At 37.5% G+C, this 26,513-nt stretch carries 27 protein-coding genes; 11 read left to right on the top strand and 16 right to left on the bottom strand.

Annotated features, from left to right (window positions below; all coding sequences use genetic code 11):
- The first annotated feature begins 121 nt into the window (after nucleotides 1–121).
- Together I3217_RS04510 and I3217_RS04505 are read left to right on the top strand one after the other, a co-directional pair.
- Nucleotides 122–979: a VOC family protein gene (locus I3217_RS04510; RefSeq protein WP_435048541.1), complete on the top strand. Its 858-nt coding sequence runs from the start codon at nucleotides 122–124 to the stop codon at nucleotides 977–979.
- Between the two features lie 65 nt (nucleotides 980–1,044).
- On the top strand, nucleotides 1,045–1,167 hold the full coding sequence (locus I3217_RS04505) for a hypothetical protein (RefSeq protein WP_435048540.1): 123 nt from the start codon (nucleotides 1,045–1,047) through the stop codon (nucleotides 1,165–1,167).
- A 251-nt stretch (nucleotides 1,168–1,418) separates the two neighbouring features.
- Here I3217_RS04505 and I3217_RS04500 read toward each other — a convergent pair whose 3' ends face one another.
- Nucleotides 1,419–3,350, bottom strand: a complete 1,932-nt coding sequence (locus I3217_RS04500) for a CocE/NonD family hydrolase (protein ID WP_435048539.1) — start codon at nucleotides 3,348–3,350, stop codon at nucleotides 1,419–1,421.
- A 111-nt stretch (nucleotides 3,351–3,461) separates the two neighbouring features.
- Between I3217_RS04500 and I3217_RS04495 the strand changes: the two genes are divergently transcribed.
- The 4 genes from I3217_RS04495 to I3217_RS04480 all read left to right on the top strand — a co-directional run bounded on the left by I3217_RS04495 (nucleotide 3,462) and on the right by I3217_RS04480 (nucleotide 6,882).
- Nucleotides 3,462–3,644, top strand: a complete 183-nt coding sequence (locus I3217_RS04495) for a hypothetical protein (RefSeq protein WP_435048538.1) — start codon at nucleotides 3,462–3,464, stop codon at nucleotides 3,642–3,644.
- 189 nt (nucleotides 3,645–3,833) lie between these two features.
- The gene (locus I3217_RS04490; protein WP_435048537.1) at nucleotides 3,834–4,295 is read left to right on the top strand and encodes a (2Fe-2S)-binding protein; all 462 of its coding nucleotides are present in this window, start codon (nucleotides 3,834–3,836) and stop codon (nucleotides 4,293–4,295) included.
- 4 nt (nucleotides 4,296–4,299) lie between these two features.
- A complete protein-coding gene (locus I3217_RS04485; RefSeq protein ID WP_435048536.1) occupies nucleotides 4,300–6,405 on the top strand; it encodes a molybdopterin cofactor-binding domain-containing protein in 2,106 nt (701 codons plus the stop codon).
- 36 nt (nucleotides 6,406–6,441) lie between these two features.
- Complete coding sequence (locus tag I3217_RS04480; protein ID WP_435048535.1) at nucleotides 6,442–6,882, top strand: c-type cytochrome; 441 nt, start codon at nucleotides 6,442–6,444, stop codon at nucleotides 6,880–6,882.
- A gap of 2 nt (nucleotides 6,883–6,884) precedes the next feature.
- Here I3217_RS04480 and I3217_RS04475 read toward each other — a convergent pair whose 3' ends face one another.
- The 7 genes from I3217_RS04475 to I3217_RS04445 form a co-directional block, all read right to left on the bottom strand.
- Nucleotides 6,885–7,463: a nucleotidyltransferase family protein gene (locus I3217_RS04475; protein WP_435048534.1), complete on the bottom strand. Its 579-nt coding sequence runs from the start codon at nucleotides 7,461–7,463 to the stop codon at nucleotides 6,885–6,887.
- A 10-nt stretch (nucleotides 7,464–7,473) separates the two neighbouring features.
- Nucleotides 7,474–8,481, bottom strand: coding sequence for an XdhC family protein (locus I3217_RS04470; RefSeq protein WP_435048533.1), 1,008 nt, complete (start codon nucleotides 8,479–8,481; stop codon nucleotides 7,474–7,476).
- A gap of 218 nt (nucleotides 8,482–8,699) precedes the next feature.
- Nucleotides 8,700–9,872, bottom strand: coding sequence for an NAD-dependent epimerase/dehydratase family protein (locus I3217_RS04465; RefSeq protein WP_435048532.1), 1,173 nt, complete (start codon nucleotides 9,870–9,872; stop codon nucleotides 8,700–8,702).
- A 23-nt stretch (nucleotides 9,873–9,895) separates the two neighbouring features.
- Entirely contained in the window at nucleotides 9,896–10,483 is a 588-nt protein-coding gene (locus I3217_RS04460; RefSeq protein WP_435048531.1) for a hypothetical protein, read from the bottom strand.
- Between the two features lie 108 nt (nucleotides 10,484–10,591).
- A complete protein-coding gene (locus I3217_RS04455; protein WP_435048530.1) occupies nucleotides 10,592–10,960 on the bottom strand; it encodes a hypothetical protein in 369 nt (122 codons plus the stop codon).
- A 106-nt stretch (nucleotides 10,961–11,066) separates the two neighbouring features.
- Complete coding sequence (locus I3217_RS04450) at nucleotides 11,067–11,996, bottom strand: hypothetical protein (RefSeq protein WP_435048529.1); 930 nt, start codon at nucleotides 11,994–11,996, stop codon at nucleotides 11,067–11,069.
- Between the two features lie 163 nt (nucleotides 11,997–12,159).
- The gene (locus tag I3217_RS04445) at nucleotides 12,160–13,479 is read right to left on the bottom strand and encodes a dipeptidase (RefSeq protein WP_435048528.1); all 1,320 of its coding nucleotides are present in this window, start codon (nucleotides 13,477–13,479) and stop codon (nucleotides 12,160–12,162) included.
- Nucleotides 13,480–13,814: 335 nt separating this feature from the next.
- Here I3217_RS04445 and I3217_RS04440 point away from each other — a divergent pair, with 335 nt between their 5' ends.
- The 5 genes from I3217_RS04440 to I3217_RS04420 all read left to right on the top strand — a co-directional run bounded on the left by I3217_RS04440 (nucleotide 13,815) and on the right by I3217_RS04420 (nucleotide 20,275).
- Complete coding sequence (locus I3217_RS04440; protein WP_435048527.1) at nucleotides 13,815–14,225, top strand: hypothetical protein; 411 nt, start codon at nucleotides 13,815–13,817, stop codon at nucleotides 14,223–14,225.
- A gap of 70 nt (nucleotides 14,226–14,295) precedes the next feature.
- A complete protein-coding gene (locus I3217_RS04435; protein ID WP_435048526.1) occupies nucleotides 14,296–15,375 on the top strand; it encodes an efflux RND transporter periplasmic adaptor subunit in 1,080 nt (359 codons plus the stop codon).
- On the top strand, nucleotides 15,376–16,638 hold the full coding sequence (locus tag I3217_RS04430; RefSeq protein WP_435048525.1) for an ABC transporter permease: 1,263 nt from the start codon (nucleotides 15,376–15,378) through the stop codon (nucleotides 16,636–16,638).
- Between the two features lies 1 nt (nucleotide 16,639).
- On the top strand, nucleotides 16,640–17,314 hold the full coding sequence (locus tag I3217_RS04425; RefSeq protein ID WP_435048524.1) for an ABC transporter ATP-binding protein: 675 nt from the start codon (nucleotides 16,640–16,642) through the stop codon (nucleotides 17,312–17,314).
- A gap of 300 nt (nucleotides 17,315–17,614) precedes the next feature.
- A complete protein-coding gene (locus tag I3217_RS04420) occupies nucleotides 17,615–20,275 on the top strand; it encodes a T9SS type B sorting domain-containing protein (protein ID WP_435048523.1) in 2,661 nt (886 codons plus the stop codon).
- A 15-nt stretch (nucleotides 20,276–20,290) separates the two neighbouring features.
- On the opposite strand, the gene I3217_RS04415 is transcribed toward I3217_RS04420, so the two are convergent.
- The 8 genes from I3217_RS04415 to I3217_RS04380 form a co-directional block, all read right to left on the bottom strand.
- On the bottom strand, nucleotides 20,291–20,719 hold the full coding sequence (locus tag I3217_RS04415; RefSeq protein WP_435048522.1) for an SRPBCC family protein: 429 nt from the start codon (nucleotides 20,717–20,719) through the stop codon (nucleotides 20,291–20,293).
- Nucleotides 20,720–20,860: 141 nt separating this feature from the next.
- Complete coding sequence (locus tag I3217_RS04410; protein ID WP_435048521.1) at nucleotides 20,861–21,367, bottom strand: flavodoxin family protein; 507 nt, start codon at nucleotides 21,365–21,367, stop codon at nucleotides 20,861–20,863.
- Nucleotides 21,368–21,494: 127 nt separating this feature from the next.
- Complete coding sequence (locus I3217_RS04405; RefSeq protein WP_435048520.1) at nucleotides 21,495–22,403, bottom strand: serine hydrolase; 909 nt, start codon at nucleotides 22,401–22,403, stop codon at nucleotides 21,495–21,497.
- A 205-nt stretch (nucleotides 22,404–22,608) separates the two neighbouring features.
- On the bottom strand, nucleotides 22,609–23,622 hold the full coding sequence (locus I3217_RS04400; protein ID WP_435048519.1) for a TQO small subunit DoxD: 1,014 nt from the start codon (nucleotides 23,620–23,622) through the stop codon (nucleotides 22,609–22,611).
- A 64-nt stretch (nucleotides 23,623–23,686) separates the two neighbouring features.
- Nucleotides 23,687–24,073 (bottom strand): hypothetical protein, encoded by a 387-nt coding sequence (locus I3217_RS04395; RefSeq protein ID WP_435048518.1) that lies wholly within the window; start codon nucleotides 24,071–24,073, stop codon nucleotides 23,687–23,689.
- A gap of 98 nt (nucleotides 24,074–24,171) precedes the next feature.
- Entirely contained in the window at nucleotides 24,172–24,963 is a 792-nt protein-coding gene (locus tag I3217_RS04390) for a DUF6090 family protein (protein ID WP_435048517.1), read from the bottom strand.
- Nucleotides 24,964–25,090: 127 nt separating this feature from the next.
- The gene (locus I3217_RS04385; RefSeq protein WP_435048516.1) at nucleotides 25,091–25,858 is read right to left on the bottom strand and encodes a DUF6090 family protein; all 768 of its coding nucleotides are present in this window, start codon (nucleotides 25,856–25,858) and stop codon (nucleotides 25,091–25,093) included.
- Nucleotides 25,855–26,487, bottom strand: a complete 633-nt coding sequence (locus tag I3217_RS04380) for a DUF4386 domain-containing protein (RefSeq protein WP_435048515.1) — start codon at nucleotides 26,485–26,487, stop codon at nucleotides 25,855–25,857. Before I3217_RS04380 ends, I3217_RS04385 begins: the two co-directional genes overlap by 4 nt.
- Between the last annotated feature and the right edge of the window lie 26 nt (nucleotides 26,488–26,513).

The following is a 26,513-nucleotide window of genomic DNA, read 5'->3' as shown; positions in this document are numbered from 1 at the left end:
TAATGAAGTAAATAAAATGTCAGCACTAGATATGAAACTTTTTAAATCTATTCACTGTGAATTATTTTAAGAAAATCCCTATCTTTATATGAAAGAATTCTCACTGTAAAACTTTGTAAATATGAAAGTTAGTTTAAATGGAATCCCCAAATTAATTCTGCTCTTGTTTTTGTTTTTTATGTTTTCATGCGATCAGACGGAGTATCCTCCTTTGTCATCTTCTGCTTCTATTGAATACAATCCCGGTCAGATTGTCTGGCATGATTTAATTACTCCGAATCCAAAACAGGCAATGGATTTTTATTCAGACCTTTTTGGATGGACTTATAAGTCACTTGGAACGGATGATATGGCCTATCATGTCATTTATAATGGTAGTCAAGCCATAGGTGGTATTATTCCTTTAAATGTCACAACCCATCCTACAGGGGAATGGCTGAGCTCTGTTTCAGTTCCAGATGTTGATAAAGCGGTCGAATACAATACATTTAGAGGCGGAAAAACCTTGTTTAAACCCTCCAGTTTTAAAGGGCGAGGCAGATCTGCTCTGGTTCAAGATCCGCAAGGGGCTTATATTGCTTATATTCATTCCGAAAGCGGAGATCCCAAACTTCAGGCAGCCAATAATTCATGGCTTTGGAATGAGCTATGGACCAACGATGTCGATGGTTCTCTGGCGTACTACACCGGGGTAGCTCCATATAAATCTGAGCAAATTACAGAGGAAAAGGTGCCATACTTTATGTTAAAATCCGGAGATCAGAAATTGTGTGGTGTTATGAAAAATCCTGTTGCGGATATGAGATCCGCATGGTTACCTTATATCAAAGTGATTGATGTAGAGAGTGTAGCTTCGAAGGCGACTTCTCTGGGAGCTAAAATTATGCTTGAGCCTCAGGATCAGATAAGAAACGGCACTGTAGCAATAATCCAGGATCCTAATGGGGCGCCTTTTGCTATTCAAATCTGGAACCAATAACATTAAAACTTCTTAAAATGAAAATAAAAAAATCTTTTTCCGTTCTCGTTGTTATTTTGTTCTTATTGCTTTTAGCTGCTTGCGGCTCTGCTCATACCAATGTAGGGGTTGATATGCGCTTCGGACCAAATGGACCTCGTGTGTCTCCGCATGTAGGTGTTGATTTTTATGGAGGCGGACGTCACTAAAAATGAGTACTTCTGAAGTGTGTCTGTGATAACAGATAAAAAGTAATGAGTCATTGCAAAATCACGAGTACTTATATTTAAAATAAAGTGTTTTTGAATGAAGTCATTGAGGGACGATAGACCTTTTGATGGACTTTTATGAAATTCAACTGATACAATTTTCATGTCAATTTTGAATAGTTATAAGTTATTGATTGGATTGACATGTAAAAAACGGTTTAGCTAAGGCTAAACCGTTTTTTTGTTTGCAATTATTGTAATACGGAAAATTCGATACTGGAATCGGTAAAAACAGTGTGGGTCTGTGTTTTAAAGTCATCCTCATCTGCTTTGTATATATTGTCTACATAGGTTTGCGGGTTAAGGTCTATTAAAGGGAACCAGGTACTCTGAACCTGAATTTGTACTTTATGTCCTTTTTTAAACGTATGATACACATCTTGCAGCTTAATATTAACTGCGGTTTTAGCATTAGGTGTGAAAGGCTCTGGAGTAGAAAAACTGTTTCTGAAGCGTCCGCGCATTACTTCGCTTCGTACCATTAAGTGGTAGTTGCTTAGCTTTAAGTGTGTTTGCATATCTTTATTATCGTTTTCTAAATCGTGCGGATGCACATCTATAACCTTTACAATCCAGTCGGCCGCTGTTCCTGTAGTTGCTACCTGTAATTTGGCCAGAATATCACCTGCAAGAGTGAAATCATCAGTTAAAATATCGGTTTCAAACACTAATACATCAGGTCTTCTCGCCGCGAAACGCTGATCGTCGGTCATATATTTACGCGGCGTAAATACGGTTTTAATATCTTCTGAATAAGGTACGGGATGTTTAATGTCGCTAATGAAATTTATTTTATTTACGCCTTTTTTTGTAGTGCTTAATTCTTGATTTTTAGATAGAAAAAATGTTTGTTTCTCTGTGTTTTTAGGTGGCCAGTTGTCATACGATTTCCATGCTTTTTTACCGGTGTCAAAAACATAAGCTTCCGGTAAACCTGAATTTTTAGAACCATTGCCTTTTAAAAAATGGTTAAAGAATCTGGTTTCTACTTCCCTTTGGAATTTTAATGAAATGGAATCTCCAAAAAAATAATTTCCAACAGTATTCGCTACTTTATCTCTGGACCAGCCGCCATGATCCCACGGACCAAAAACCATAGTGTTATAGTTGTCCGGCTCGTGTTTTTCAATGGCTTTATACGTCTCTAGAGGACCGTACAAATCTTCAGCATCAAACCAGCCACCAACAACCATTGTTGCTACAGAAGAAGGGACTTTATTTAAATGCTGAATAAGGCCTTTACGCTGCCATACAGAATCGTAGTTAGGATGGTCTACAATTTCTTTCCAGAAGAAATCATCAATACGGTCGTTGCTTTCAACAGCTTTTGAATCTGGTTTTTTGTATCGGAAATATTCATTTAAATGCTTTAAAGGGCCTTTATCCAGAAAGAATTGATATTGGTCTTCAGTTTTCATTTCTGGAAATCCATACCAGGCAGAATCGGTAGGCTGATCTTTATAAGTTCCGAATAAAGAAATGGCCCTAAAATAGCTTAACAGGAATGCGCCGTTATGATGAAAATCGTCGAAAAAGAAATCGCCAATACACGCTTGTGGCGAAGCTGCTTTTAAGGCTGGATGTGCATCAATGGTTGAAACCGTGGCATAGTGGCCAGGATAAGAAATCCCCCAGGTACCAACCTTTCCGTTATTGTTAGGAACGTTTTTAACCAGCCAGTCAATAGTATCGTAAGTGTCTGTAGTTTCGTCGGTTTGGGTATCTGTTTTGTTAGGAATATAGGCTCTCATGTTGTCGTATACACCTTCACTCATCCATCGGCCGCGAACATCCTGGTACACGATGATATTGCCTTCTTTCATCAACACTGGATTGGGGCCAATCTTCTCTCTGAATTTGTCTTCGCCGTAAGGTTGACAACTGTACGGCGTGCGTTGCAATAAAATAGGATAGGTTTTTTCGGTGTCTTTTGGGGCGTAAATAGTGGTATGCAGTTTTATACCATCTCTCATTTCAATAGTAACTTCCTTTTTTGTGTAATGGTCTTTTACATAGGTGTCTGCGGTAATTTCAGCCGTTTCAGGGTTTGGTGGGGTTGTTTTTTTTGTACAGCCAACTGCGAAAAAAAACACTAAAAAAGTAAGTTTTAGTAAGGTGTTCATAGGGTAGTGATTTTTAGCTAAGATAAAAATATAAGAATAATTCATTGTATGCTTCAAAAAAGTGTTTTAGATGTACAGAAAATGAAGTATTACTTGTGTTATACGGATTAAATGGAAAAGAATAACTTTACAATAAAACAGGTAACAGAAATGAATAAAAATACAAAAACAGGTTTAAGTATTGGACTGGGAGTTGCTATTGGAACAGCTATTGGAGTTGTAACAGATAATCTGGGCTTATGGTTAAGTTTAGGTATTGCAATAGGTGCTGCCTTAAGTCTTAAAAAGAAGTAAAGCAATTCAGAGGTATTTCTTCTTCAGTAATTATGGTAATTAAAACGGTATTTTATTTCGAACTAAGTTATAATAGTTCAATAATTTTGATTCAAAACCTAAGAAACGACGTTAAAAATTTCTGATTTAGTGAAATAAAAAACTAAAATACTTAAATTTAGATGTCATTCGTTTTTAAACCTTTACACTATGCCAGAATATACGTTATCCATAAATGGTAAAACCATGTCGGTGGAAGCCGATGCAGACACCCCTTTGTTGTGGGTCTTAAGAGATAATTTAAACCTAGTTGGGACAAAGTTTGGCTGCGGTATTGCCCAGTGTGGGGCCTGCACGGTGCATTTTAACGGTAATGCTGTGCGTTCCTGCAGTATTCCGGTTTCTGTAGTTGCGGATAATGAAATAGTAACTATTGAAGGTCTGGACGATAATGGAGAACATCCGTTGCAACAAGCATGGCAGGAATTAGATGTGTCTCAGTGTGGCTATTGTCAGGCGGGTCAGATTATGTCGGCAGCTGCGTTATTAAAAACCAATGCCAGACCGTCTGATGCCGATATCGATGCTGTCATGACTAATATTTGCAGATGCGGCACTCATGTAAGAATAAGAAAAGCCATTCATTTAGCTGCCGATTACCTAAATAAATAATACTATGAAATCTACGATATCCAGAAGATCATTTATAAAAGTATCGGCTATTGCCGGTAGTGGTATGCTGTTAAGTTTTTCTTTTTTAAGAGCGAATAACGACAATGATGAAGCAGAAGAGGTAACCTTTAGTCCTAATGCTTATATTAAAATTAACGGTGATAATACGATTGTTTTAATGGCTCCGAATCCGGAAATCGGGCAAGGTGTAAAAACGTCATTACCACTAATAATAGCTGAAGAGTTGGGGGTAGACTGGGAGAACATAAAGGTGGAACTGGCTCCGCTAAACAGTGATTTTGGGAGACAAACTGCAGGCGGGAGTGGTTCTGTAAAAGGACGTTTTACGCCACTAAGAGAAGCTGGTGCAATTGCACGAGAAATGCTAACACTGGCGGCAGCACAGCAATGGAATGTACCTGTAGCGGAATGCGTCGCCGAAAATGGAGCTGTAACACATACTGGTAGTGGCAAAAAGCTTAGTTATGGCAATTTAGCCGCAACGGCTGCCAAACTGGAAGTTCCTGAAGCACCTAAGTTAAAAGCTGCTAAAGATTATAAATACATTGGTAAGCGTATTATGGATGTGGATGCGAAAGCCATTACCAAGGGGCAACCTTTGTATGGTATCGATACGCGAAAGGACGGTATGTTGTTCGCTATGGTGGCACGACCTCCTGCTTATGGAAAAGGATTGGTAAAAGTTATTGATGATGCCGCCTTAAAAATTAACGGGGTTAAAAAAGTGATAACTCTGGAGAATGCGGTGGCTGTTCTGGCAACTTCTACCTGGGCAGCAAAGAAAGGCAGAGAGGCTTTAGATATTACCTGGGAAGCTAAAGAACCTCTGGAAAATACGGCTGACCATATTAAAGATTTTGAAAATAAATTAAACGAAAGTACTCAGGATTATGCAAGAAATGATGGTGATTTTGATGCGTCCTTGAAGAAAGCGGCTAAGGTCTTAGAAGCAAAATATCTGGTCCAAACCTTATCGCATGCGCAGCTGGAACCTCTGAATTTTTATGCAGATGTCAGCGGAGATAAGGCAGAGCTCTACGGACCAACACAGCGCCCTGGAAATGTTCGCGACGAAGTGTCGAAACTTCTGGGTATTGCTCCTGAAAATATTACAGTGGGAGTACCGCGACAAGGCGGTGGATTTGGTAGAAAACTGATGATTGATAATGCGGTGGAAGCAGCTTTAATTTCGCATAAAGCACAGGCTCCAGTACAAGTGCAATGGACGCGTGAGGACGATATGCAGAATGACTTTTACCGCCCTTTAGCCATGTATCACTATCGTGCAGCTATTTCAAAATCGGATATACTTGGGTGGTATCAGTCGGCTATAGGTATTGGCCCAGGCATGCGCGGCGACAGTTATGTTGCCGGAATCTTAAATAATTACCGCAGTATTGGTCTTGGGTACGAAAGTAACACGCCGGTAGGATGGTGGCGAGCTCCGGGAGCTAATTCACTGGCTTTTCCAGCCGAAAGTTTTTTAGATGAATTGTGTATTGCTCTAAAAAAAGACCCGGTGAACTATCGCATTCAATTGTTTGAACAGGCAAAAGCGAATCCCATTGGAAAATTATCCTACGATCCGGAAAAATACCTGAGTGTTATAAAACTGGTGGCCAAAAGTGCAGACTGGGGTAAATCCAGTGCAGGCGTTTACAGAGGCTTTGCTACCTGGTATTCCTTTGGTTCTTATGCAGCACAGGTGATAGATATTGTACTGGAAAATGGAATGCCTCGGGTTTCCAAAGTGTATTGTGCTGTTCATTGTGGTACGGTAATAAATAGAAGTGGAGCAGAGAATCAGGTGCAGGGCGCTATTATAGACGGAATCTGTCATGCAATGTTTCCTAAAGTAACATTTGTAAATGGAGAGGTACAGGAAATCAATTTCCATTTATATAACTTTCTAAGAATGAAAGATGCTCCATTCGATATCGATGTTCAGTTTGTAGAATCTGAGGAACCTCCAACAGGTCTGGGGGAACCGGCCTTGCCTCCGGTAGCCGGGGCTTTGGCGAATGCTATTTATGCAGCCACCGGCAAACGTATTCGAAAACTGCCATTAATGGATTATTTCGAAGCCTAAATAGTGTTCTATTTTATTAAAAAATCATTGTTCTAAATGCACAAAACATCTGTTTATGTCTTACCGGTAATCGCTTTTGTTTTTTTGAGTTTTACAATAGCTGCAAGAACGCGTCCGAATCAGGATAAGAAGTTAAACGAAAGTATTGAAAGAGGAGAAAAAGTGTATCAGGCTAAATGTCTAACCTGCCATATGGCCAACGGACAGGGGATTCCATCGGTGTATCCTCCTTTAGTGGCAACAGAAAATATTGCAGATAAAGCTTTTTTATCCCGGGTAGTGAAAAATGGACTGCGAGGTACTTTTGTAATTAAAGGGCTGACGTATAAAGCGACTATGGAAGGAACTAATCTGACCGATAAAGAAATCGCTGATGTACTTAATTATATTCGGAATTCTTGGGGAAATGCCAACGATCTGGTAACTCCTGAAGAGGTGAACACTTTTCTGAAACAGGAAAGTGAGACCGGCAAATAAACTTACTTTAAATGTCTGTAATCTTCAGGCGTATCGATATCTGTATTTGTAAAATCGGGTGTGATAGGAGCGATTTTGTTCTGGTTTTGTTTTAAAATTACTTTTGCTCCCTGATCACCTTTAAGGCGCCTTAAATCATTAAAATAAAATTTCGGGAATAAGGTTGGTACACCAAAGGTATCTTCATACTTGGTAGCATAGATGTTTTCAGGATTTGTTGCCGAAGTGATTATAGAATTCAGGTGATTACTAGAAACAAAAGGTTGATCGGCCAACGTGAAAAGTACCGACTCCAGATTTGAAAATTGCTGTTGGGCAAATTGTATACCATGAGCAATAGAGCTTCCCAGTCCGTCGGCCCAGTTTTGATTTGTTGTTACTAAAATAGTTTTGAAGTTTACCTCACGCTGAATGAGGTTTGAATTCGCTCCTAAAACACAGATAACCGCGGTAGCATTCGTGTTTAACGCTGTGTTAAGTGTATGTTCTAAAAGGGTTACCTTGTTATACGGTAACAATTGCTTTATTCGTTTCATACGGGTGGAGGCTCCTGCTGCTAATACGATGAGTACAGTTTGCATAACAGAACGGCTAATAGTGGAAACTTCCCAGATAGTTTCGTAGAGACGGCACCTCCTTGTTGCGTTTTACGGCAATCATTTCACTTAAAATTGAAATGGCAATTTCCTGAGGCGTGATGGCTCCAATGTGAATTCCGGCAGGACTGTAAATAGTATCCGTAAAATCAGTATCTGCGTCCGGAGCAAATTCTATAAGGTCATGAATTAAACGTTCGCGTCGTTTTACAGAACCTAAAACAGCGATATAATACACAGGAAAAGCCTGTATTTGTAAAAAAAACTGTAGGTCTCTGGCGTAATTATGATTCATTAAAACTACTGCGGTGTGCTCATCCAGTATAAAGTCAAATTCCATACTGGGGTCCTGGTAGTAAATTTTAGTTGCTTCAGGAAAGTTTTCTAAAGTAATCGGGTTTCTTGGGGATGCAATAACTTTGATATCCCAACCTAAAAGAGCGGCAGATTTATATAGGGCCACGGCATCGTGTTCTCCACCAAAAATCACTAACTGAGGAATGGCTGTGAAGTTTTGCGAGCGTGTAGTCGTATTAGAACCTGGTTTAAAATCAGCTCTGAAATTCAGTATCGTGTTATCCGATAGTTTTATGGTAGATCCAAAACAATAATCTTGTTTAACCCTTTTTTCAAAATAGGACGTCATTTCCATAGAGCGTCGTTCCTGTAATTCGGTCTGAATACGCGTATAACTTTCAGTAGTAAGCTTAAAAGGTTCTATTAAAATGTATAAAATGCCCTCGCAACCCAAACGAAAGGTGCCGTTATAGGTTATGACTTTTGGGCAGTTTGTCAGGAAGACACTTTGCGATTGAAACAGAACTTCTTTTTCTACACAACCACCACTTACAGCACCGGTCATAGTGCCGTATTCAGAAATTAACATTTGTACTCCGGGCTTTCTGTACGACGAGCCATCTAAAGCGACTACCGTTGCCAGAACATGTTTTATATTCTGGTTTTTATATGCTACGTCTACAAACTGTTTAAATTCGTGGGTCATGTATTAAAACTAAGTATTTCGTAAACGATTTACAAATGTTCTTCGGGATTGCTTTTGCTTTATTTTTAAAGCATAACAATATAGCAAAGTCTAAAATAATTGCGCTGTAAACCATAAACAAGGCTTATGAACGTTTGGAAAAAGGCGATGTAAAGTGTCGTTTTGTAATATATATTTACTCTCGGAATTAATAGTTAGCCAATTCAAATGTCATAAATTTAACCCTCCTTTTCTTTTAAAGCCTTCCATTGCTCTATGATCTCTTTTTCTTTTAAGAATATGGAGTCCGGACTGGTTTCAAATTCAGCTCTTCGGCCTGCGTCTACGGCATCGGAATACCACCAGTCTATGCAGTCCTTAACAGAGGATTTTAACGGTCTAAAAGTAAGTCCGTTTTTTAATGCTTTGGTATTATGTATTCTGGCACTTCCTGCATTATTTCCCTCGGGCAAAATCCACGGAATCATATCCAGGATATTTTGTGCTTTTAAAAAGTCGTAATCATCAATTTTTACAAAGGAGGTATCTGCGTTAAAAGCGGTTTTTGCTTCCTCGGCAAAGGCATACATGGTTTGAGCCTTTTCAGGACCAACCGCATTATAGGTACCGGTATTCTTGTCTTCAATTAATCGAATCATCCATTCGGCCACATCCCGAACATCGATATACTGTACGGGATCCTCTTTTTTTCCAGGCAACATCACTTCGCCGCCTTGCTGTAATCGTACTGGCCAGTAAATAAAACGGTTGGTACGGTCTGCCGGACCAAACATATAAGTTGGTCTTACAATTATGGTACGGTCTGCTCCAAACTGGTTCAGGGCTTCTTTTTCTGAATTGGCTTTCATTACCCCGTAGTCGTACTCCATTTTCTCTGCACCGCTTGCATCGGCAGGAACGGTATAAAGTAAATCTGAAGTTTCTTTAAAATCGCTGTTGATATAGGGATAAAATACACCGGTAGAAGAGGTGTACAGATATAGTTTGCAGTTGTTTTTTAAGAGTTCGGCCGACTTTCTCGTCCATTCGGCATGGCGCCCGGAATTATCAATAACGGCATCCCAGCTAAGGTTTTCCAGCGCTTTCAGGTCGTCATTTCTGTCGCCTGTCAATTGCTCAACCTTATTAAATAAATCCTTATAAATTGCCGGTTGCGTTTTACCTCTGGTAAAGGTTGTAATACTATGCCCGCGGTTTAAAGCATAGGCAATCTGATGCGGACCTAAAAAACTGGTGCCTCCCAGGATAAGAATTTTTAATGGTTTTGATGTCGTTTCCTCGTGTTTGGTTTTAGACATACAGCTGTAAAGTAAAGAACTTGCAAACGGAAGTACAAGTCCCGCTTTTAAACCAAATTCTAAAAATTGTCTTCTGGAAGTTTTCTTAGCCATAGGGTTTTTATTTTAACGATTTATCAGGGTTTTGAATATGCGATTAATTCTTCTATGTATAAGAAGTCACCTTGTTTTTGTGTTAACTTAATAAAGTTTTTGACTTCGGGCGCATACACCCAAATTTCTTCTTCATTTGCACTATATCCTCTGGAATTCGAGATTTCACCGGTGTATTTTATCGTATAAGCCATAAAGGTCCCTGCTTCTACCGTTTCCTCCTGGTAGGATAAAACTTCGGCATCCTGACTCTGTTTGCCCGTAGTGCCATCCTGACTTGTCCACTTGTTCTCAAATTTCCATGTTTTACCTACTTCCAGAGGCCAGGCGTATTTAGGTGTTTTACTGTCGTCGGGTTTTACATGATCTTTAACAGAAACAGTATCGCTGCCTGCGATATATAAGGCTCCATCTATAGTTACAACTTCCCGCGTATCGGTGCCGTCCGATCGTACTTCTCCTGCTGTTGTTACCCCTTTATATTTCCAGACCCATTTTTCGCCAACCTGATAATCGGTTAACCGGGGTTGTTGGCTAATACCGTATTTTGATGCCGTGTTACAGGAAACCAGCATAATCAAAGCGAGTAGTGTAAGCGTTAGTCGTGACATATTAAAAACATATTTGCACTTAAAGTACAAATTATTTTAAATTGATGTATTTGAAATTTTGAGGATAGGACAATGGTAGAAATACAGTGATTTATATTTGCTGTGTTATTAATATCCAATTCCGCTAAATTTCATTAGAATTGTGTCATTTTTAATTTCGCATTCAACTTTTCTGTCCAACGAGCCCCCGTTTGTATAATATCCATTAACAGTTTGTTCTTTGCTTCCATTCTCACGTTGAATGATTAATCTATAAGCTCCATCTCCTTTATGATTATTTGTCATATCGAGAAATTTCTCAACTGTTTGGTCGGGTTTAATTTTATCAAATTCCAGTTTCGTATTTTCATCAGATAAGAAAGTTACATTTCGAATAGTTTTGTCCGAAGAATTTTTGATTTTAGCTGTAATCCCGTTTTTTCCATAATTGCAGGAAATAAACATCAAAAGGAATATTGTAAATGTCAGTTCTTTCATATTATGTACAATGGTTTGTGGGTAGTTTTGTTTCGAGAAAATTCGGGAGGATTTTTAGAAGTAAGCGAGAACAAGCAATTACTTATAGCATCCATGTATAGTTATTTTATTCAACCCATTGCCCTTTATTGGATTTTAGTTTAATAAAGTTTCCATTGTGGGCGTTAAAAATCAAATCTTCTTTCAAGTAAGTATTGTCACTATTATATGTTTCATTTACTAGTTTCCAAACTAAAATATTATCACTTGCATAGTAACTCATTTTGAATTGTGTTTTTTCTTTTTTATAAAAATTTCTTTTTTGAGCTTTTTCAATTATTAACTTTAAAGGAACTATTTTTTCTTGAATAGAATTTGCTTCGACTATAGGGAAATCAATATCTTTAATTATATTACCATTTTCATCTAACTCGATTTTTGAAGTGTAATTTGAAATTCCAGCATCTATATTTCTATATGAAAAACATAAGTAATAAGCTGTTTTTTGATTTGACTTTGGTTTTATTTTTTTGAATTCTTTTAAGTCAATTATTTGTCCACCAATCAATTCAAAATTTTCAAACTCTGAATTTCCAACACGTTTTTTTAGATACTCAATAGTATTCTTTTGAATAAATTTGGGTAAATCTTGCAGGCTAGTTGGTTCTCTAGGAGTGTAACCAAAAAAACTATAAGTCCCGCATATCGATTTTAGTACTTCTTTAGAAGTGTCATAAAAGAATCTACTCCTTTCAAGGTATATTCTCAATGTGTCTTTTTTGTTTGGATTTAATTCTTTCCAAATTGGTTTATAATTCACATTGTCATTAAATTGTAAATAGTATTTTGATTGATAATCTAATTCTTTTATTCTTATTTTGAAAAAGCCTTTGTTATTTGAACCTCCACAATTTTCAAATGTGTCTTCATTTTTATAAATGGTTGAATAAATTCCACATATTGGTAATTTCGATTCCGAGTCAATAAATTCAATTACTGATTGAGAAAAACAACTTATTGAAAATAGAAATATTATTAAAGACGTAATCTTTTTCATAAGTATTTACATTATATTGTATAGTTATTCTTTCGATTAAATATAAACATTCAGCAGGAAAACTTGTATGAAAAAGCTGTCTTTTGATAATGTAACGCCATCCAATACAAGAAAAGCTGCCAAAGGCAGCTTTTCAAAGGTTTTACATATACTATTTATATCATTAAGAAGCCTTGGCAACTTCTACCGGTTCTTTAGCCTGAATCTCTTTCGCAACGTCCTGAACTTCGTCTAAAACGCGAAGTAAGTTTTCGCTCCATAGCTTAGAGATTTGTTCTTCGGTATAGCCACGTTTTACAAGCTCCATAGTTACATTAAAGGTTTCGGAAGCGTCATTCCAAAGGTAAATACCGCCACCGCCGTCAAAATCGGAACTGATGCCCACATGGTCTATGCCTATTTTTTCAACCAGATAATCGATGTGATCTACAAAGTCTACTACCGATACAGGATCTGAAATTGCTTTTAGCGAGTCAATTTCTGTAGCAGCCATATCTCGGATACTCATGTATTTCTGGTAGTATGCGGTTTTAAGAGAATCCGGCAGAGTTCTTACACTATCTCTAGGAATCATAGTAAACCCGATTTCCTTGGCTTTTTTCTCGTAAACCGATTTGGCAATCTCCTGAAAGGCTTCGTGTTTTTTCGTGTTCACATAAGAACTGAAGGCCACAGTCTGTACCACGCCGCCGTTGGCTTTCATCCATTCCAGCTGCTCGTCGTCCAGATTTCTGCTGTGATCGCATAAGCCACGTGCCGAAGAGTGAGATGCAATTATTGGCGCTTTAGACAGTTCGATAATCTGTTTCATGCTTTCTTTAGAGGGGTGAGACACATCGATCATCATGCCGTAACGGTTCATTTCCGCAATTACAGCTTTTCCCAGGTCGCTTAAGCCACCATGCAGCCATTCGCCTTCTGCTTCACCGGTATTGGAATCTGCCAGCTGACTGTGTCCCTGATGGGCTAGAGACATATAGCGTCCGCCTAAATCGTAGAATTTTTTCACATTGGAAATATCTGTACCAATAGGATAGCCGTTTTCAATACCTATCATGGCTACTTTTTTACCGGATTTCTGGATGCGTTTTACATCGTCCGAAGTCAGCGCCAGTTCAATCTCGTCAGGAGCAATATCTTCAGTAAGTTTATGGATGGCTTCAAATTTACTTATCGCATTCTCATAGGCCTTTTTATAACCGTCGTCGTCCAGTTCTCCCTGTCCGGTATATACAATAAACCAGGCGACATCCAAACCGCCTTCCTTCATTTTAGGCAGTGTAATCTGGGTGTTCAAATCCTGAGTGTAGTTTAAAGAATCGGTGAAATTACTAACGTTGATATCGCAATGGGTGTCCAGCGTAATCACACGTTCGTGAATGCCTTTTGCTTTGTCTAATAAAGATAATTCTTTTTTGGGCTCCTCCTTACAGGCAATAAGAAGTAAGCTGAGCATGGGGATGGTAAGCAGAGTTTTTCTCATAAAGTTAAGTTTTAGACTGGAAAATACGTATAAAATGCAAGATGAAAAAGAAATATTATTTTTCTGAAACTGAATTATTTGTTTGTAAAAATAACGGGGTTTAAACTGTAAAATTGAATTAAATCCTTAGTGGATTTTATGAAATGTGCAACCTGAGTTTTAAGGTGCACAATAGTGCCGGGTATGCTTTGAAATGTTTTACAGTTACCTGTGGTTTTCTGAAATAGCGGAACTACCTAGGAAAAAAACGGTAGTGAAATGTATAAGTTGATTTATATCAGTAATAAAGTGATGTGTAAATCTTAACTTTAATAGCAATTAAAGCTAATGAGACAATGAAAACTGAAAAGACAATGACGAATAGGTTTTACCAGAATCTGGGTAAGTTGTTTTATGCGGTAGCTGCTGCAGATAAAGCCGTTAAACCGGCAGAAATTAACAAATTAAGAGATATCGTGAAAACCGAATGGCTGGAAGTTGATGCCCTTGAAGATGAATTTCACACCGATGCCGCTTATCAGATAGAAATTGTTTTCGATTATTTAAATACTGAAGCGCCTTTAGATTCTGAGCTCTGTTATACCGCTTTTATGGATTATAGAAAGGAACAAGCGCATTTATTTACAGAAGACATCACGCAACTGATATTAAAAACAGCACGTGCTATAGCATCGGCTTTCTCAGGTTTAAATAAATCGGAACTGATTATGCTTGCTAAACTTGAAAAGGCGTTAAAAAATAAATAACTTAGTAAAGATGTAAGTGAGCAGTATTACGACTTTTAATCTGGAAAAGTCTCTGAAAATCTAACCATATATGAGTAAAATTAAAGTATTAAGTCTATTACTTGTAATTATTTCCTGCACAAAAAGCGAGGATAAGATATTGCCACAGACCAGGATGTTAACAGAATCTGTATACGCATCTGTTACCATTCAGCCGGATAGCCTGTATCAGGTTTATGCGATGGTTTCCGGAATTTTAGATAAAAATCTGGTGGAAGAGGGGCAGTTGGTGTCTAAAAATGAAGACCTGATTCAGATTATAAATAACACGCCCGAACTCAATACCCGCAATGCTAAACTGGCTCTGGAACAGGCTAAAGACAATTATTTCGGAGATGCCACGGCGCTTAGCGCCATTCAGGATCAGATTGGAGCAGCCCAACTTAAGTATCGGAACGATTCCATTAATTTTTTCAGACAAAAACGCTTGTGGGAACAACAGATCGGATCTCAGTCGGCTTACGATACCAAGAAACTGAATTACGAGCTGTCTTTAAATAATTTAAGAACGCTTCAGGATAATTATAACCGAACAAAGAACGAGCTGCAGACGGTTTTAAAACAGGCAGAGAATAATTATCAGATGGCGTTAATAAACACTAAAGATTTTACCGTTAAAAGTGCCATACAGGGTAAAGTCTATGCTTTGAATAAAAATCCCGGTGAGATTGTAACAACGATGGAGCCTTTGGCAAGTATAGGAAGTGCCGAAGTGTTTTTAATAAACATGCTGGTAGATGAGGTTGATATTGTTAAAGTGTCTTTAAATCAATCGGTAGTGGTGAGTCTGGACGCTTATAAAGAAGACGTGTTTACGGCCAAAGTGTCTAAGATTTACCCTAAAAAGGATGAGCGTAACCAGACCTTTGTGGTCGAAGCGGTGTTTGATACCGCACCGGCTACATTATATCCCGGACTTTCAGGAGAGGCCAATATTATAATTGCGGAAAAAGAAAACGCTTTAACCATTCCTAAAAGTTATTTGATACAGACCAACCAGGTAAAAACAGATAACGGGATAATAACCATACAAGCTGGGCTTCAAAGTATGGAATTTGTAGAAGTGCTGTCTGGGCTTTCTAAAGACACATATATTTATAAACCAGAGTAAATGTCTGCTTTAAACCTAATACTGCCCATTGCAAAAACACATCTGCTGTCTAAACTAAAGCAGACTTTTATTGCTGCTTTAGGGGTTACTTTTGGTATCGCGTCTTATATCACTCTGGTAAGTTTTATGACGGGCTTAAATAATATGCTGGACGATTTAATCTTAAATCAGACGCCGCATATTCATATTTATAACGAAATAGAACCCTCGAAAACTCAGCCTGTAGAGCGTTTTGATTTGTATAAAAACAATTTTAATGTGATACATTCGATAAAGCCTAAATTGAGTCAGAAGAAAATACATAACGCTTTTCCTGTTATCGATTATTTAAAACGAGATTCTAATGTGCTGGGCGCTTTGCCTCAGGTGAATGCTCAGATATTTTATATGGCAGGTTCTATAGAGTTGGGCGGAAATTTATCGGGCATCAATCCTCTGGATGAGGTTAAGTTCTTTCATTTTAACGATTATGTAATTAAAGGCAGTGCTCAGGCACTTAATACAACAGATAATGGTATTCTGTTAGGGGTTGGTCTGGCCGATAAAATGTCTTTGGATTTAGGTGACAGGCTGCAAGTAAGTACGATACACGGCGATGTGTTCTCTTTAAAAATTGTAGGTATTTATCAAAGTGGTGTTGCCGATATCGATAATATTCAGAGTTATGCAAATTTAAAAACGGTACAGCGTATTCTGGGAGAAACACAGAATTATGTTACGGATATTAAAGTGAAACTGCGGGATATTGATCAGGCGCTTCCAATGTCGAAAACCATCGAGAAACAGTTTAATCTTACTGCTGTCGATTTAAATACGGCCAATGCGCAGTTTGAAACAGGTACAACGATACGAAATTTAATAACCTATGCGGTTTCAATCACGTTGTTAATTGTTGCCGGCTTTGGCATATATAATATTTTAAACATGTTTATTTATGAAAAAATGAATGATATCGCTATTTTAAAAGCCACCGGATTTTCGGGTAGTGATGTGCAGCTTATTTTTATGTGCCAGGCTATGATTATTGGGATTGTAGGAGGCGTTTTGGGCTTGCTTATAGGCTATATCTTAACAAATATTATTAACCAGATACCGTTTAATACCGAAGCCTTACCAACGGTAAAAACCTATCCTATTAACTTTAATTACTGGTTCTATGTTATAGGAATTACATTTGCTTTGGTGTCTACGTTTATGGCGGGGTATTTACCGTCTCAAAAAGCAAAGAAAATAGATCCGATAAAAATTATAAGAGGTCAGTAATATGAGTGTCGTTCTGGAAGCCAGACATATCGATAAATATTTTAGAAAGCCTGTTTTGTTTCAGGTTTTAAAGGACATTAGCTTTCAGATAACGAAAGGTGAGTTTGTATCTATCATGGGGAAATCGGGCTGTGGTAAATCGACGCTGCTGTATATTCTTTCTACGATGGATACCGATTATGAGGGCAATTTGTTTTTAAATAATGAACTTTTAACCGGAAAAAGTAAAGATCAGCTTTCATACGTACGAAATAAACATATTGGTTTTGTTTTTCAGTTTCATTATTTGCTTCCGGAGTTTTCGGTTTTGGAAAACGTGATGTTGCCTGCAAAAAAGCTGGCAGAAAAATCGCTGCCTGAAATTGAGCACGATGCCTATGCGAAACTTAAAATGTTACGCATCGATCATCTGGCAAAAAAGCGGGCGTCTCAAATTTCAGGAGGAGAAAAGCAAAGAGTCGCTATTGCACGGGCGCTTATTAATAATCCGTTACTGGTAATGGGCGATGAGCCTACAGGAAATTTAGATAGCCATAATTCAGAAAATGTATTCGACATTTTTAAAACCCTGTGCGAAGATCAGGGGCTTTCACTGCTCATTGTAACTCACGATGAGGATTTTGCTAAACGCACGAATAGAATTATTACCATGGAGGACGGTAAAATTATTCTGTGATAGAGTATTCAGGTGTAAAACCAGTGCTTTAGATTTTGTTTTAAGTATGAAGTTGAAACATTCAAATTTGTGATTTTTTTGTGTTTTAAATTCAAAATAAATAACTAAATTAATGTATTGAAAATCATGTGTTAAATCACCGTGTTTTAGAGTTTTAAGATTGTTTTTTTTGAACGCCGGAATACAGTGGTTTTTTAGTTTTCAATATCTTCTTAATGGTTCTGCCGCCTTTTAGTTAATAGCAATAAAAAAGGTTTCAAGCTACGAACATAGCCATTACTTAATAAAATTAGGCAGGCCATGGGACAGGTGTTAATTAAGGCGGGATTACGTAAAGTAATTAAAAGAGGAGGATTGGTAATGCTTCTTTTTTTATATTCATTTCATTGTTTAAGTCAGAAAGAAACAGCCATCTGGTATTTTGGGGACAGGGTGGGACTGGATTTTAATTCAGGACGCCCGGTAGAATTACTTGACGGAAAAATGTTAGCGGTAGAAGGGTGTTCTGTTATTAGCGATAAGAAAGGAAATCTGTTGTTTTATACCAATGGGGTAACGGTATATAACAGGAACCATATGCCCATGTTAAATGGCGATGGACTATTTGGTCATATATCCAGTACACAGTCGGCTTTTATAGTTCCCGATGTTGAGGTAACGAGCCGGTATTATATTTTTACAGTAGATGGGATTACCGGTGGAGGAAAAGGCCTTCACTATTCTGTGGTTGATATGCGTTTAGATCAGGGGCTTGGTGCTGTATTATCTGATGAGAAAAATGTAGTTCTAAGAAAAGAAAGTCAGGAAAAAATAACAGCTGTACGTCATAAAAATAACAGGGATATCTGGGTTGTTACCTGTTCGTCATTAAAAGGTGTAAATCAGTTTTATACCTATTTGTTGACTGAAGACGGTGTGCAAAATCCGATTGTGTCAAGGGTTAATAAAATCAGTTCAGGGGTGGGGTACCTTAAAAGTTCCCCAAATGGTGAAAAACTGGTTGCTGCTAATTCGTCTCCTGATGGCTTTTATATTTTCGACTTTGATAGCGAATGGGGAAAGGTGTCTAATCAGCAAATTATAAGTGGTGGGCTCGTAGGAGGTTTTATAAGTTTAGATCAGGTTTATGGTGTCGAATTTTCTCCAGACAGCAGTTTGCTTTATGTTAGCAATTTTCCTGATGGCGTATATCAGTTCAACCTGACATCAGGAAATCAAACAGAAATATTTAATTCGGGAATACCGATTTATCAAGATCCGGAAGAAGGCCATTATTGGGGGGCATTGCAATTGGCGCTGGATGGTAAAATATATGTGTCTTTATATAATTCAGAAGCGCTTTCGGTTATTAATAATCCAAATGTTTATGGTCTGGGGTGTAATTTTAAACCCGATGCTGTAAAGCTGATTTCTGGTGTCTCTAAGCTGGGGTTGCCCCAGTTTGTACCAGGCTATTTTTATCCGGGAACGATCCAGGCCTCTCAGGTCTGTCTGGGAGCTGCAACTACTTTTACACAGGAAATCAGCACAGTTTATGATAAAGTGTTATGGGATTTTGGAGATGGAACCACGTCCGGTAAAATAAATCCTGAGCATGAGTATAAAGCGACCGGAGAATATGAAGTCAGTTTAACCATGCATATAGGCAGGGAGGTGGTGGTAGAATATACTAAAGCAGTCGTACATGCCACGCCGAATGTGAGGACTGAAATAAGCTATACCCAGTGTGATGACAATCAGGACGGATATGCCTTTTTTAATTTGAAAATATTGTCTCAGGATATCCGTCTGGACGAACAGGAGTTGAATATTTCGTATTACCATAACAGGTCTGATGCTGAAGCGAAACGTAATCCCATTGATAATACAGCTAGCTATGAAAATGCAATTGCCGGAGAAGAAGTTGTTTTTGCACGCTCGGAGAATGACGGAGGCTGTTTCCGGATAACTGAAATTAAATTGCAGGTAACAACAACTACCATTCCTGAAGACTTCGAAGTGGTATTGTATGGCTGTGATACAGGTGAAGGTTTTGGTGAGTTTGATCTTAATGCTTTAGATGCTGAATTTTTAGCCTTATTTCCAAAGAGTCAGGATTTAAAAATAAGGTATTTTACCAGTCAGGAGGATGCTTTTAAAGAACGGAATAGTATAGAAAATAAGACTTTGTATGTCAATACCAATGCCTATATACAGGAGCTTTGGGTGCGGGTTGATAGTAGGGCTAACAATTCGTGTTTTGGATTAGGGAAACATGTTAAACTTAGTGTGGCAGGAGAGAAGCGGTCACAACATGCAGCTGTTGTATTATGTGCGGGTGCGTCGGTGGTTCTGGATGCGGGTTCCGGTTATAATAGTTATTTGTGGTCTACAGGAGCACATACGCAAGCCATAGAAGTAACTGAGCCAGGATATTATACTATCGCGGTGACAAATTTGTATTGGAATTTAAGCTGCACAGATATTCTGGATTTTGAAGTGATAAGCTCCGAGCCCGCCAGGGTACAGGTAATTGCTGAAGGTTGGGGAGAAAATAATAATCTGGTTCGTATAGAAGCTACAGGAGAAGGTGAATATGAGTATTCTTTAAATGGTATTGATTTTCAAAGCGAACCGGAATTCAAAAATATTGATCCCAGTTTAACCCGAGTATATATCAGAGATAAAAATGGTTGTGGTATGGTGTCGAGAGATTTTTATGTGTTGTATTATCCTAAATTTTTTACGCCTAATGGCGATGGTGTTAATGATAGCTGGCAACTGGGGAATGCCAGTAAGGAAAGTGGTAATCAGCTGCAGGTTTTCGATCGGTTTGGAAAATTAATTTGCGATATAGGATCGAACGATCTGGGTTGGGATGGTACCTGTAAAGGCAAACCGATGCCAACGGATGATTACTGGTTTGTTTTAAAACGCCAGGACGGTAAAAGTTATAAAGGGCATTTTTCTCTAAAACGTTAGTATTGCTTGTGTATTTTAAGCCCGGTCCTTAAAAGGTACAACGCTTCCTTGTTCCACATAGATTTTCAGGTTGTTTAGCAGAATGGCCCAGCAAAAGGAAGACCGTTTAAAATGGGCATTACATTCCGGCCAGCCCGTATGCCAGAAATTTAACTGAATACCTTCTTTTACAGGTTCAAGGTCAAATCCGAATGCCGTTGGAGTCCAGTCGGCATCGGCATCTGTCATTTTTAAGTGAAAGGCCTGCTGTGGTTCTGCAGTTATAACACGGGCGTACCAGTTGTATTCCGGAGAAAAATAAAAGTTGTACGAAGCTTCCGGACTGGGTGTACCAGAACATGTTAACGGCCACCAGTTAACAAGGTGCTCCGGTTGTGTGATGGCATTGTAAAGTGTTTTAGCAGTTGTTTTAACCGGCAGACTATGGAAAATGGAATAACTCATACGGCATTGTTTTTAACCCTAAAAGCAGGTAGATAAAATATTTTAAGTTTAAAGATACTAAAACCTTTATTTTTAAAGAATTTTCTATTTGCAGGAACTTGAGCTTCTGTTTTCTCAAAAACAGAGAAATAGATTTATAGGTTATAAAATTGTTGTTACGAAATTGTCTAATTTTTGTTTAACGGTTTCAGGGATGTTTTCATTTTCAATCCAGCTATGAACATCTGATGTGTATGTCATCCCAAGATATTTCGCCGACTCGATAAAAGGCATATGAAAGCCTGCTTTTAGAATGTCATCCGATCCGCAGCTAATTACAGCCATATTTTTGCCTCTTAGTTTGCGTCCGGTATCTTTTTCAATTTTTAAACAATCAGATATTCTATCGAAGAAAGTTTTTAAAATACCGCTCATAGCATACCAGTATACTGGAGTTGCGAAAATTATCAGATTGTAGTTGTCTGCAATATCACGGATTATAGGAAGAAAATCGTCGTCTTTATTATTAAAATTATAATCGAATTCTGCTATATGTTTTGTTTTTAAATCAATTATAGGGTAATTCGTTTTTTCTGCGATATAAGAAACAATTTTATGGGTGTTGCCAAAGCTGTTGGAGCTTCCTAGAATTATAATTCCTTTCTTCATTGTTTTGTTGAAATCTTTAAACCAGTGTTTTTGGCTTTGCTGGGTTTAATATTTTTTGTTGTGCAAATAGAATAAAATTTAAATTTTAAAGCACAGCTTTCTTTATTTACATCTGGATATAATAACCTTAGAATTCTGAGACATGCTTATACACGGTTTTAGAAATCCTGGCAAGTTGCTCTGTGCCCTTATCGAAATCTTCAAGATTTTTAGAGAGTATGATCAAAACATACGATTGTCCATTGGGTAAATACACAATACCAGCATCGTGATGCACTCCGGATATCGAACCGGTTTTATGGGCTACTTCAACATCTTCAGGCAATTCGTAAGGAATGATGTCGTTAAACTGCTGACCTTTTAAAATGGAAATCATATTCTGGCAGTCTGCAGCACTTCCTGCTTGCTCTGTAGCAATAGCTTTAAAAATAATTAATAAATCTCGTGCTGTAGTCGTGTTGCTAAGTCCGAGATCGTAGGCTTTCTGGTCTTCCACACCGCGTAACACCTGTATGTTTTCTGCACCAAGGGCTCTCATAGTCGCGGTAACGTTTTTAGCATCTACGCGTTCAATAAGGGTATTGGTCGCCAGGTTACTGCTCACGGTAATCATGCTGTACAAGAGATCTTTTATCGCAGCTTTTTGCCCTATTTGGCTGTAAATAATATCATCACTGTCGTCTTTTATATTCATTTTGTACGTACTTCCATCCACGATACTTTTAAAGCTGTTTACCAGCGGTATGGAATCTTTAATATTGATAGTTCCTGCCTTTTGTTGTTTAAATAGTTCTATCATTACAGGGACTTTCATCGTGCTGGCGGCATGGAAAGTTTCATCGGCTTTAATGTAAAGGTAATCTGTGGTGTCTTTCAGGTTTAAAAAGGCGATGGCGACATCTCCGGAAACGGCATCGATTTGCGATTCGATTTTAGCTTTAAAAGCGTCTTTGTTTTTAAGTTTAGGTTGACAGGCTGTTAGTAGACAAAATAAAATTGCTATTCTTACTACTAATGTGTGAGATACTGTTTTCATGTGGTTTTTGGCTGGTCTGAGGGTGTTTATTTAGAAACTTTGCTTTTAATGTTATAGTCTTGAATTTACCTGCTATAAAAATCCGAAAGGGCAGAAGTAGTTCATAAATAAATTAATTTATACTGTTTTTTGAAAACAAGATACCCAATAAAATGTAAAAATCGGTTTTGTAACTACTAAAACCGATTTTTATACTTAACCTTTTTTATTCGTGTTTAAAAGAGTGTTGCCAAAAAGCTCCACTGATATCAGTAATTTTTATCGTGTAGATACCGGTGTTCAGATTTGACAACAGGGTATTGCTGATGTGAATTTTAGCTTTGGCTCCCAGCGGAACTTCCAGACTGTGTTTTCCGGGCCTGATTTTGGCAATATAATAGTTGGAAATATGTTCTGGAGCAAGTGTGGTCAAAGCGTTTTGCTGTAAAAACAGAATTGGATTTTTCTGCTGGTCCAGCAAGCTGATTTCAATTACCCAGGAACCGTAAACATCTACGCCTTCTGTCCTGAAAATGTCAAAAGATAACGTATCATTTTTAATAGTTGCTTCTGAAATTTCAAGCTTTGGTTTTACAGATTTGTTATGCAGCGGTCCCCATAAACCACCGTGAAATATCTGATTAGTACTTAAGGTTAAGGCTAAAATTAAGATTGAACCTGTTAAAACTATTTTATGAAGGAGAGGTGTTCTAACAGGAAGTGAGCCTGATCCTAGCCATGGAAACCAGCTTTTTTTTGAAATTGCATAACCAGATTTTATGAGGTAATAATCGGCGGAGTATTTCTCGCTTCCTGTAAGGAATAACACAAAGCCAGTAGCAACGCCCAGAACGCCTATTTGCCATTCGTCTAAGCAGGTCGTTCCTATCCATCCGGAACCCAGTAAAATACCCAGAGCTAAGCTTAGAACGCCAAGACTCATTATGCGGGTAAAAAATCCCAGCAATATAAAAAGACCAACAAGGCCTTCAATCATAGTAAATAGGATCATGTTAAATTGTAGTGCATCCGGATGTTCTACTAAATATTGAATAATGGGTTTTATGCCTAAAGCATGAGGTAAAAAGTGATTGAATTTGGCTCCGATATAACCGGTTAGCTCAGGATCCAGTTTATCTACTAAAATGGTTCTTCTCCAAAAGGCTGAAAAATAAGTCCAGCCCACAACCAGTCGTAATGCCAGGACCAATAGCCCTGCATCTTGTTTTATTTTATTCATTTTAAGTATTTGTAATTGATAATTAGCAGTTGTAAACCGCGATATTTTTTTGTCAGAAAATCAATTACGAATAAATTTTAAGGTTGAGATACAGAATGTATAGTGGTATTGGTACATTCTTTTTCTGAGGTGTAGGTTGAGTTATTTCAGGGGCTCCAACCAAGAGTAAAACCTGTGAGGTATAATTGTAAAGAGAGCCGGGGAAATGTGCCGGCTCTCCCGTTAGTATATCCAGAACAGGGAGTGCTTTTGTGTTTTCAAAAGACAGACAGCTAGAGGTACTATAGGTTGATTTGCTTTTGTTTAAGACTTCGGTCTTAGTAAGACCTAGTTCTTCCTGAATAAAATGTCGGATTTTACAAGGGGAAAGTAAAAGCAGCACAATCAGCACAATCAGACTGCATGTAAACAGAGAGCCGTAGATTTTATTTATGTGTAACTTTTCTTTCAAGAACACAAAAATATTAATTTGAATGTATTCTTGTGTAATATAAGTAACAGGAAATTAACTAAGATATGTTTATTGGTAGTTAATTAATCGTAAGACTTCTAATGTATATATTGATTTACCTGAGCTAATAGATCGTGGGTTTTTGTCTTTAACTCAGCATAAAATAAGGTTTGAATTTTAGCTACCATATACCTTCGCGTTATTAAATTAAATAAGAGTAGTTTGTTCTCTTCTTTCGAAATTAATGTTCTGGAGGTTTGTTTTAAAGGCTCATCGGGCAGAAATGCATTAGGTATACTAGTTATGCCAACCACGTCCAGAAAATTGGACGACATCATATCGAGGGAATAAAGGGTAATGGGAAGCAAATTCTTATTGTAGATATCATCAACAAAATTACTGTTATTACTGTTTACGATTTTTTCAATTCTTGAAGTGTATTGGTAATATTTAAGGATATCCGATCTTAAATTGCTGTCGTGAATCAAATCTAGATTTCCTGTTGAATTAAGTTCTGTAAATGTTGAATTGACTGATTTAAAGGTATAGCGGTTTGTTAATTCATTAATAAGAGGATAAATAGAATCCAGTTGATGATCTTCTCCTAAAACGGAGAATTTTTTCATAACGGTTTCAATATTCTGGCATTGTAGAATGTCATTGTCATACAGAATATCTAACTCTTTTATTTGGGTGTTTAGGTCTGTTTTTAACGCGGATAAATATGAGTGTTCTTTGGCGGTTCTTATTTTATTTTCGTTCCATTTGCCAATTTGAAGAGCAATGAGAATTCCAAGTACAATTAAAAAAATCTCTCCAAGAGCATATAAAATATATTTCTTCGTATTCTCCATTATGAATTTATTTCTGAATTGTCTGAATATTTTCATAGTTCTAAATTATATACGGTTTTCCTGGTTTAATATTGATATAGAGATACTGTTTCTGATACATTCCAGTTTAAAAGAATCATTGTAATTAGAATGTATTTTTATTGTCATACACGAATTTAAGTCGTTAGGTTTTTAATTCTTTATCTATTAATTCCAGAATAGTATTTAAATCGGACATTAAAGGAATATAATGGGCTTGCTCTGTGGCATAACTGGCCAGAATGAACATAAGTATATTGTTTTCGAAAGCGGTAGATTGTAATAATGATAAATTACTTAATGATTTGGAGTCTTCAGGTAAGTCAAGGGTGTTATAGACTCCGGCTTGTTTAAAAATGGTTTTCAGGCTGTTTTCGTCTGTCCTGAACATATCGATAACTTCTATGCGTTGTAAACCAAGTTCTTCTTCCTGTTTGGAAATATCGGTTAAAGTAGAAATCCAGTTGGTTAATTGTTTCCGTAATTGGGGATTGGAGAGGTTTTTAAGATTACCCGAATTTATCATTTCGAATAAGAGTGAATTGTTGGGGTTAAAGGCTATATCTGTAGAAAAACTAGTATATAATAATTCCGAAAAAGACGCTTCACTAGGGAGATTTGTTTCTGAGTTAATATATTCCAGAATCCGCTTAGAGGCACTGTAATTTTTTTGGTTTACAGTAATTAAGGCTTCCAGTTTTAATTTACTGATTTCAAACTCTTCCTTTAAGCCTTCTAAATAGATGATTTCAGTTTTGCGATTTAATCGGTTTTGATTCCAGTTGTTAATCTGCATGGCAATAAGAATGCCTATAACCACGAGAATTATTTCACCTAGGGCGTATTTTAAATATTTCGCTGTGTCGTTTCGGGAAATAAGCCTGCGTCTTAAAGTCTTAAAGAATGTAATCATGAGCCTGACATTTTCTGTAATTGTTTACCGCCTTTAATTAGTAGCCATATGGTAAAAGACAATTCTCCTATAATACTGGGTATGGCTACTAAGGCTAAAAATAAATCGCTGTAAGTTTTATAATCCGGTAGCATAAAATGGGCTACGGTATCAGTCACATACATTAGGCCGGCCAAGAAGAGAAATACAGCGATAATCTTAGGGCGTTTTAAAATATAGGCCAGTAAAATAAGGTGAATACCAAAAAAGAATAAGCCAATAAGCCAGATGGTATTAAAAATGTTAAGCTGATTTAGGATGTCCGTTTCCGTGGTGCAATCCAGGATACGGACCAGAGCAAACAGTCCTGTAGCCATGATGGCGGCATGCATCATTCTGAACAGGGTACTTAAGCCGGATAACAGATGGGATTTATATAAAATGAATAAGGCCCAGGCAATTATAACATCGAAAACTACAGTGGCGAGAAAAGCACATATTCCGAACCCTATAAGTATTTGGTGATTTTGTACAGTATCGAGTGGGTTTTTGTGGAGGGTTTCAAGCACTAAAAAATTAGCAAATATGGCTGTAAAGAAAATAATCAGATAACTTATTCCGGCAAGTATTGAAGTGCTTCTTGGTGTCATAGGCTTACAACTCAGGTTTTCAGTTC

Source organism: Formosa sp. S-31, from assembly GCF_051172795.1.
Taxonomy (GTDB): domain Bacteria; phylum Bacteroidota; class Bacteroidia; order Flavobacteriales; family Flavobacteriaceae; genus Formosa.
Note: the sequence above shows the minus strand (reverse complement) of the source record. Positions and strands in the feature narration are given on the sequence as shown.

What these genes read in the sequence shown, in the direction of transcription:
- I3217_RS04510 (WP_435048541.1), top strand. Translation starts at nt 122, where the DNA reads ATGAAAGTTAGTTTAAATGGAATCCCCAAATTAATTCTGCTCTTGTTT.
- I3217_RS04400 (WP_435048519.1), bottom strand. Translation starts at nt 23,622, where the DNA reads ATGAATAAAATAAAACAAGATGCAGGGCTATTGGTCCTGGCATTACGA.
- I3217_RS04440 (WP_435048527.1), top strand. Translation starts at nt 13,815, where the DNA reads ATGAAAACTGAAAAGACAATGACGAATAGGTTTTACCAGAATCTGGGT.
- I3217_RS04470 (WP_435048533.1), bottom strand. Translation starts at nt 8,481, where the DNA reads ATGACCCACGAATTTAAACAGTTTGTAGACGTAGCATATAAAAACCAG.
- I3217_RS04465 (WP_435048532.1), bottom strand. Translation starts at nt 9,872, where the DNA reads ATGGCTAAGAAAACTTCCAGAAGACAATTTTTAGAATTTGGTTTAAAA.
- I3217_RS04380 (WP_435048515.1), bottom strand. Translation starts at nt 26,487, where the DNA reads ATGACACCAAGAAGCACTTCAATACTTGCCGGAATAAGTTATCTGATT.
- I3217_RS04475 (WP_435048534.1), bottom strand. Translation starts at nt 7,463, where the DNA reads ATGCAAACTGTACTCATCGTATTAGCAGCAGGAGCCTCCACCCGTATG.
- I3217_RS04410 (WP_435048521.1), bottom strand. Translation starts at nt 21,367, where the DNA reads ATGAAGAAAGGAATTATAATTCTAGGAAGCTCCAACAGCTTTGGCAAC.
- I3217_RS04420 (WP_435048523.1), top strand. Translation starts at nt 17,615, where the DNA reads ATGGGACAGGTGTTAATTAAGGCGGGATTACGTAAAGTAATTAAAAGA.
- I3217_RS04485 (WP_435048536.1), top strand. Translation starts at nt 4,300, where the DNA reads ATGAAATCTACGATATCCAGAAGATCATTTATAAAAGTATCGGCTATT.
- I3217_RS04460 (WP_435048531.1), bottom strand. Translation starts at nt 10,483, where the DNA reads ATGTCACGACTAACGCTTACACTACTCGCTTTGATTATGCTGGTTTCC.
- I3217_RS04415 (WP_435048522.1), bottom strand. Translation starts at nt 20,719, where the DNA reads ATGAGTTATTCCATTTTCCATAGTCTGCCGGTTAAAACAACTGCTAAA.
- I3217_RS04445 (WP_435048528.1), bottom strand. Translation starts at nt 13,479, where the DNA reads ATGAGAAAAACTCTGCTTACCATCCCCATGCTCAGCTTACTTCTTATT.
- I3217_RS04480 (WP_435048535.1), top strand. Translation starts at nt 6,442, where the DNA reads ATGCACAAAACATCTGTTTATGTCTTACCGGTAATCGCTTTTGTTTTT.
- I3217_RS04430 (WP_435048525.1), top strand. Translation starts at nt 15,376, where the DNA reads ATGTCTGCTTTAAACCTAATACTGCCCATTGCAAAAACACATCTGCTG.
- I3217_RS04500 (WP_435048539.1), bottom strand. Translation starts at nt 3,350, where the DNA reads ATGAACACCTTACTAAAACTTACTTTTTTAGTGTTTTTTTTCGCAGTT.
- I3217_RS04450 (WP_435048529.1), bottom strand. Translation starts at nt 11,996, where the DNA reads ATGAAAAAGATTACGTCTTTAATAATATTTCTATTTTCAATAAGTTGT.
- I3217_RS04425 (WP_435048524.1), top strand. Translation starts at nt 16,640, where the DNA reads ATGAGTGTCGTTCTGGAAGCCAGACATATCGATAAATATTTTAGAAAG.
- I3217_RS04405 (WP_435048520.1), bottom strand. Translation starts at nt 22,403, where the DNA reads ATGAAAACAGTATCTCACACATTAGTAGTAAGAATAGCAATTTTATTT.
- I3217_RS04435 (WP_435048526.1), top strand. Translation starts at nt 14,296, where the DNA reads ATGAGTAAAATTAAAGTATTAAGTCTATTACTTGTAATTATTTCCTGC.
- I3217_RS04455 (WP_435048530.1), bottom strand. Translation starts at nt 10,960, where the DNA reads ATGAAAGAACTGACATTTACAATATTCCTTTTGATGTTTATTTCCTGC.
- I3217_RS04385 (WP_435048516.1), bottom strand. Translation starts at nt 25,858, where the DNA reads ATGATTACATTCTTTAAGACTTTAAGACGCAGGCTTATTTCCCGAAAC.
- I3217_RS04495 (WP_435048538.1), top strand. Translation starts at nt 3,462, where the DNA reads ATGGAAAAGAATAACTTTACAATAAAACAGGTAACAGAAATGAATAAA.
- I3217_RS04390 (WP_435048517.1), bottom strand. Translation starts at nt 24,963, where the DNA reads ATGAAAATATTCAGACAATTCAGAAATAAATTCATAATGGAGAATACG.
- I3217_RS04490 (WP_435048537.1), top strand. Translation starts at nt 3,834, where the DNA reads ATGCCAGAATATACGTTATCCATAAATGGTAAAACCATGTCGGTGGAA.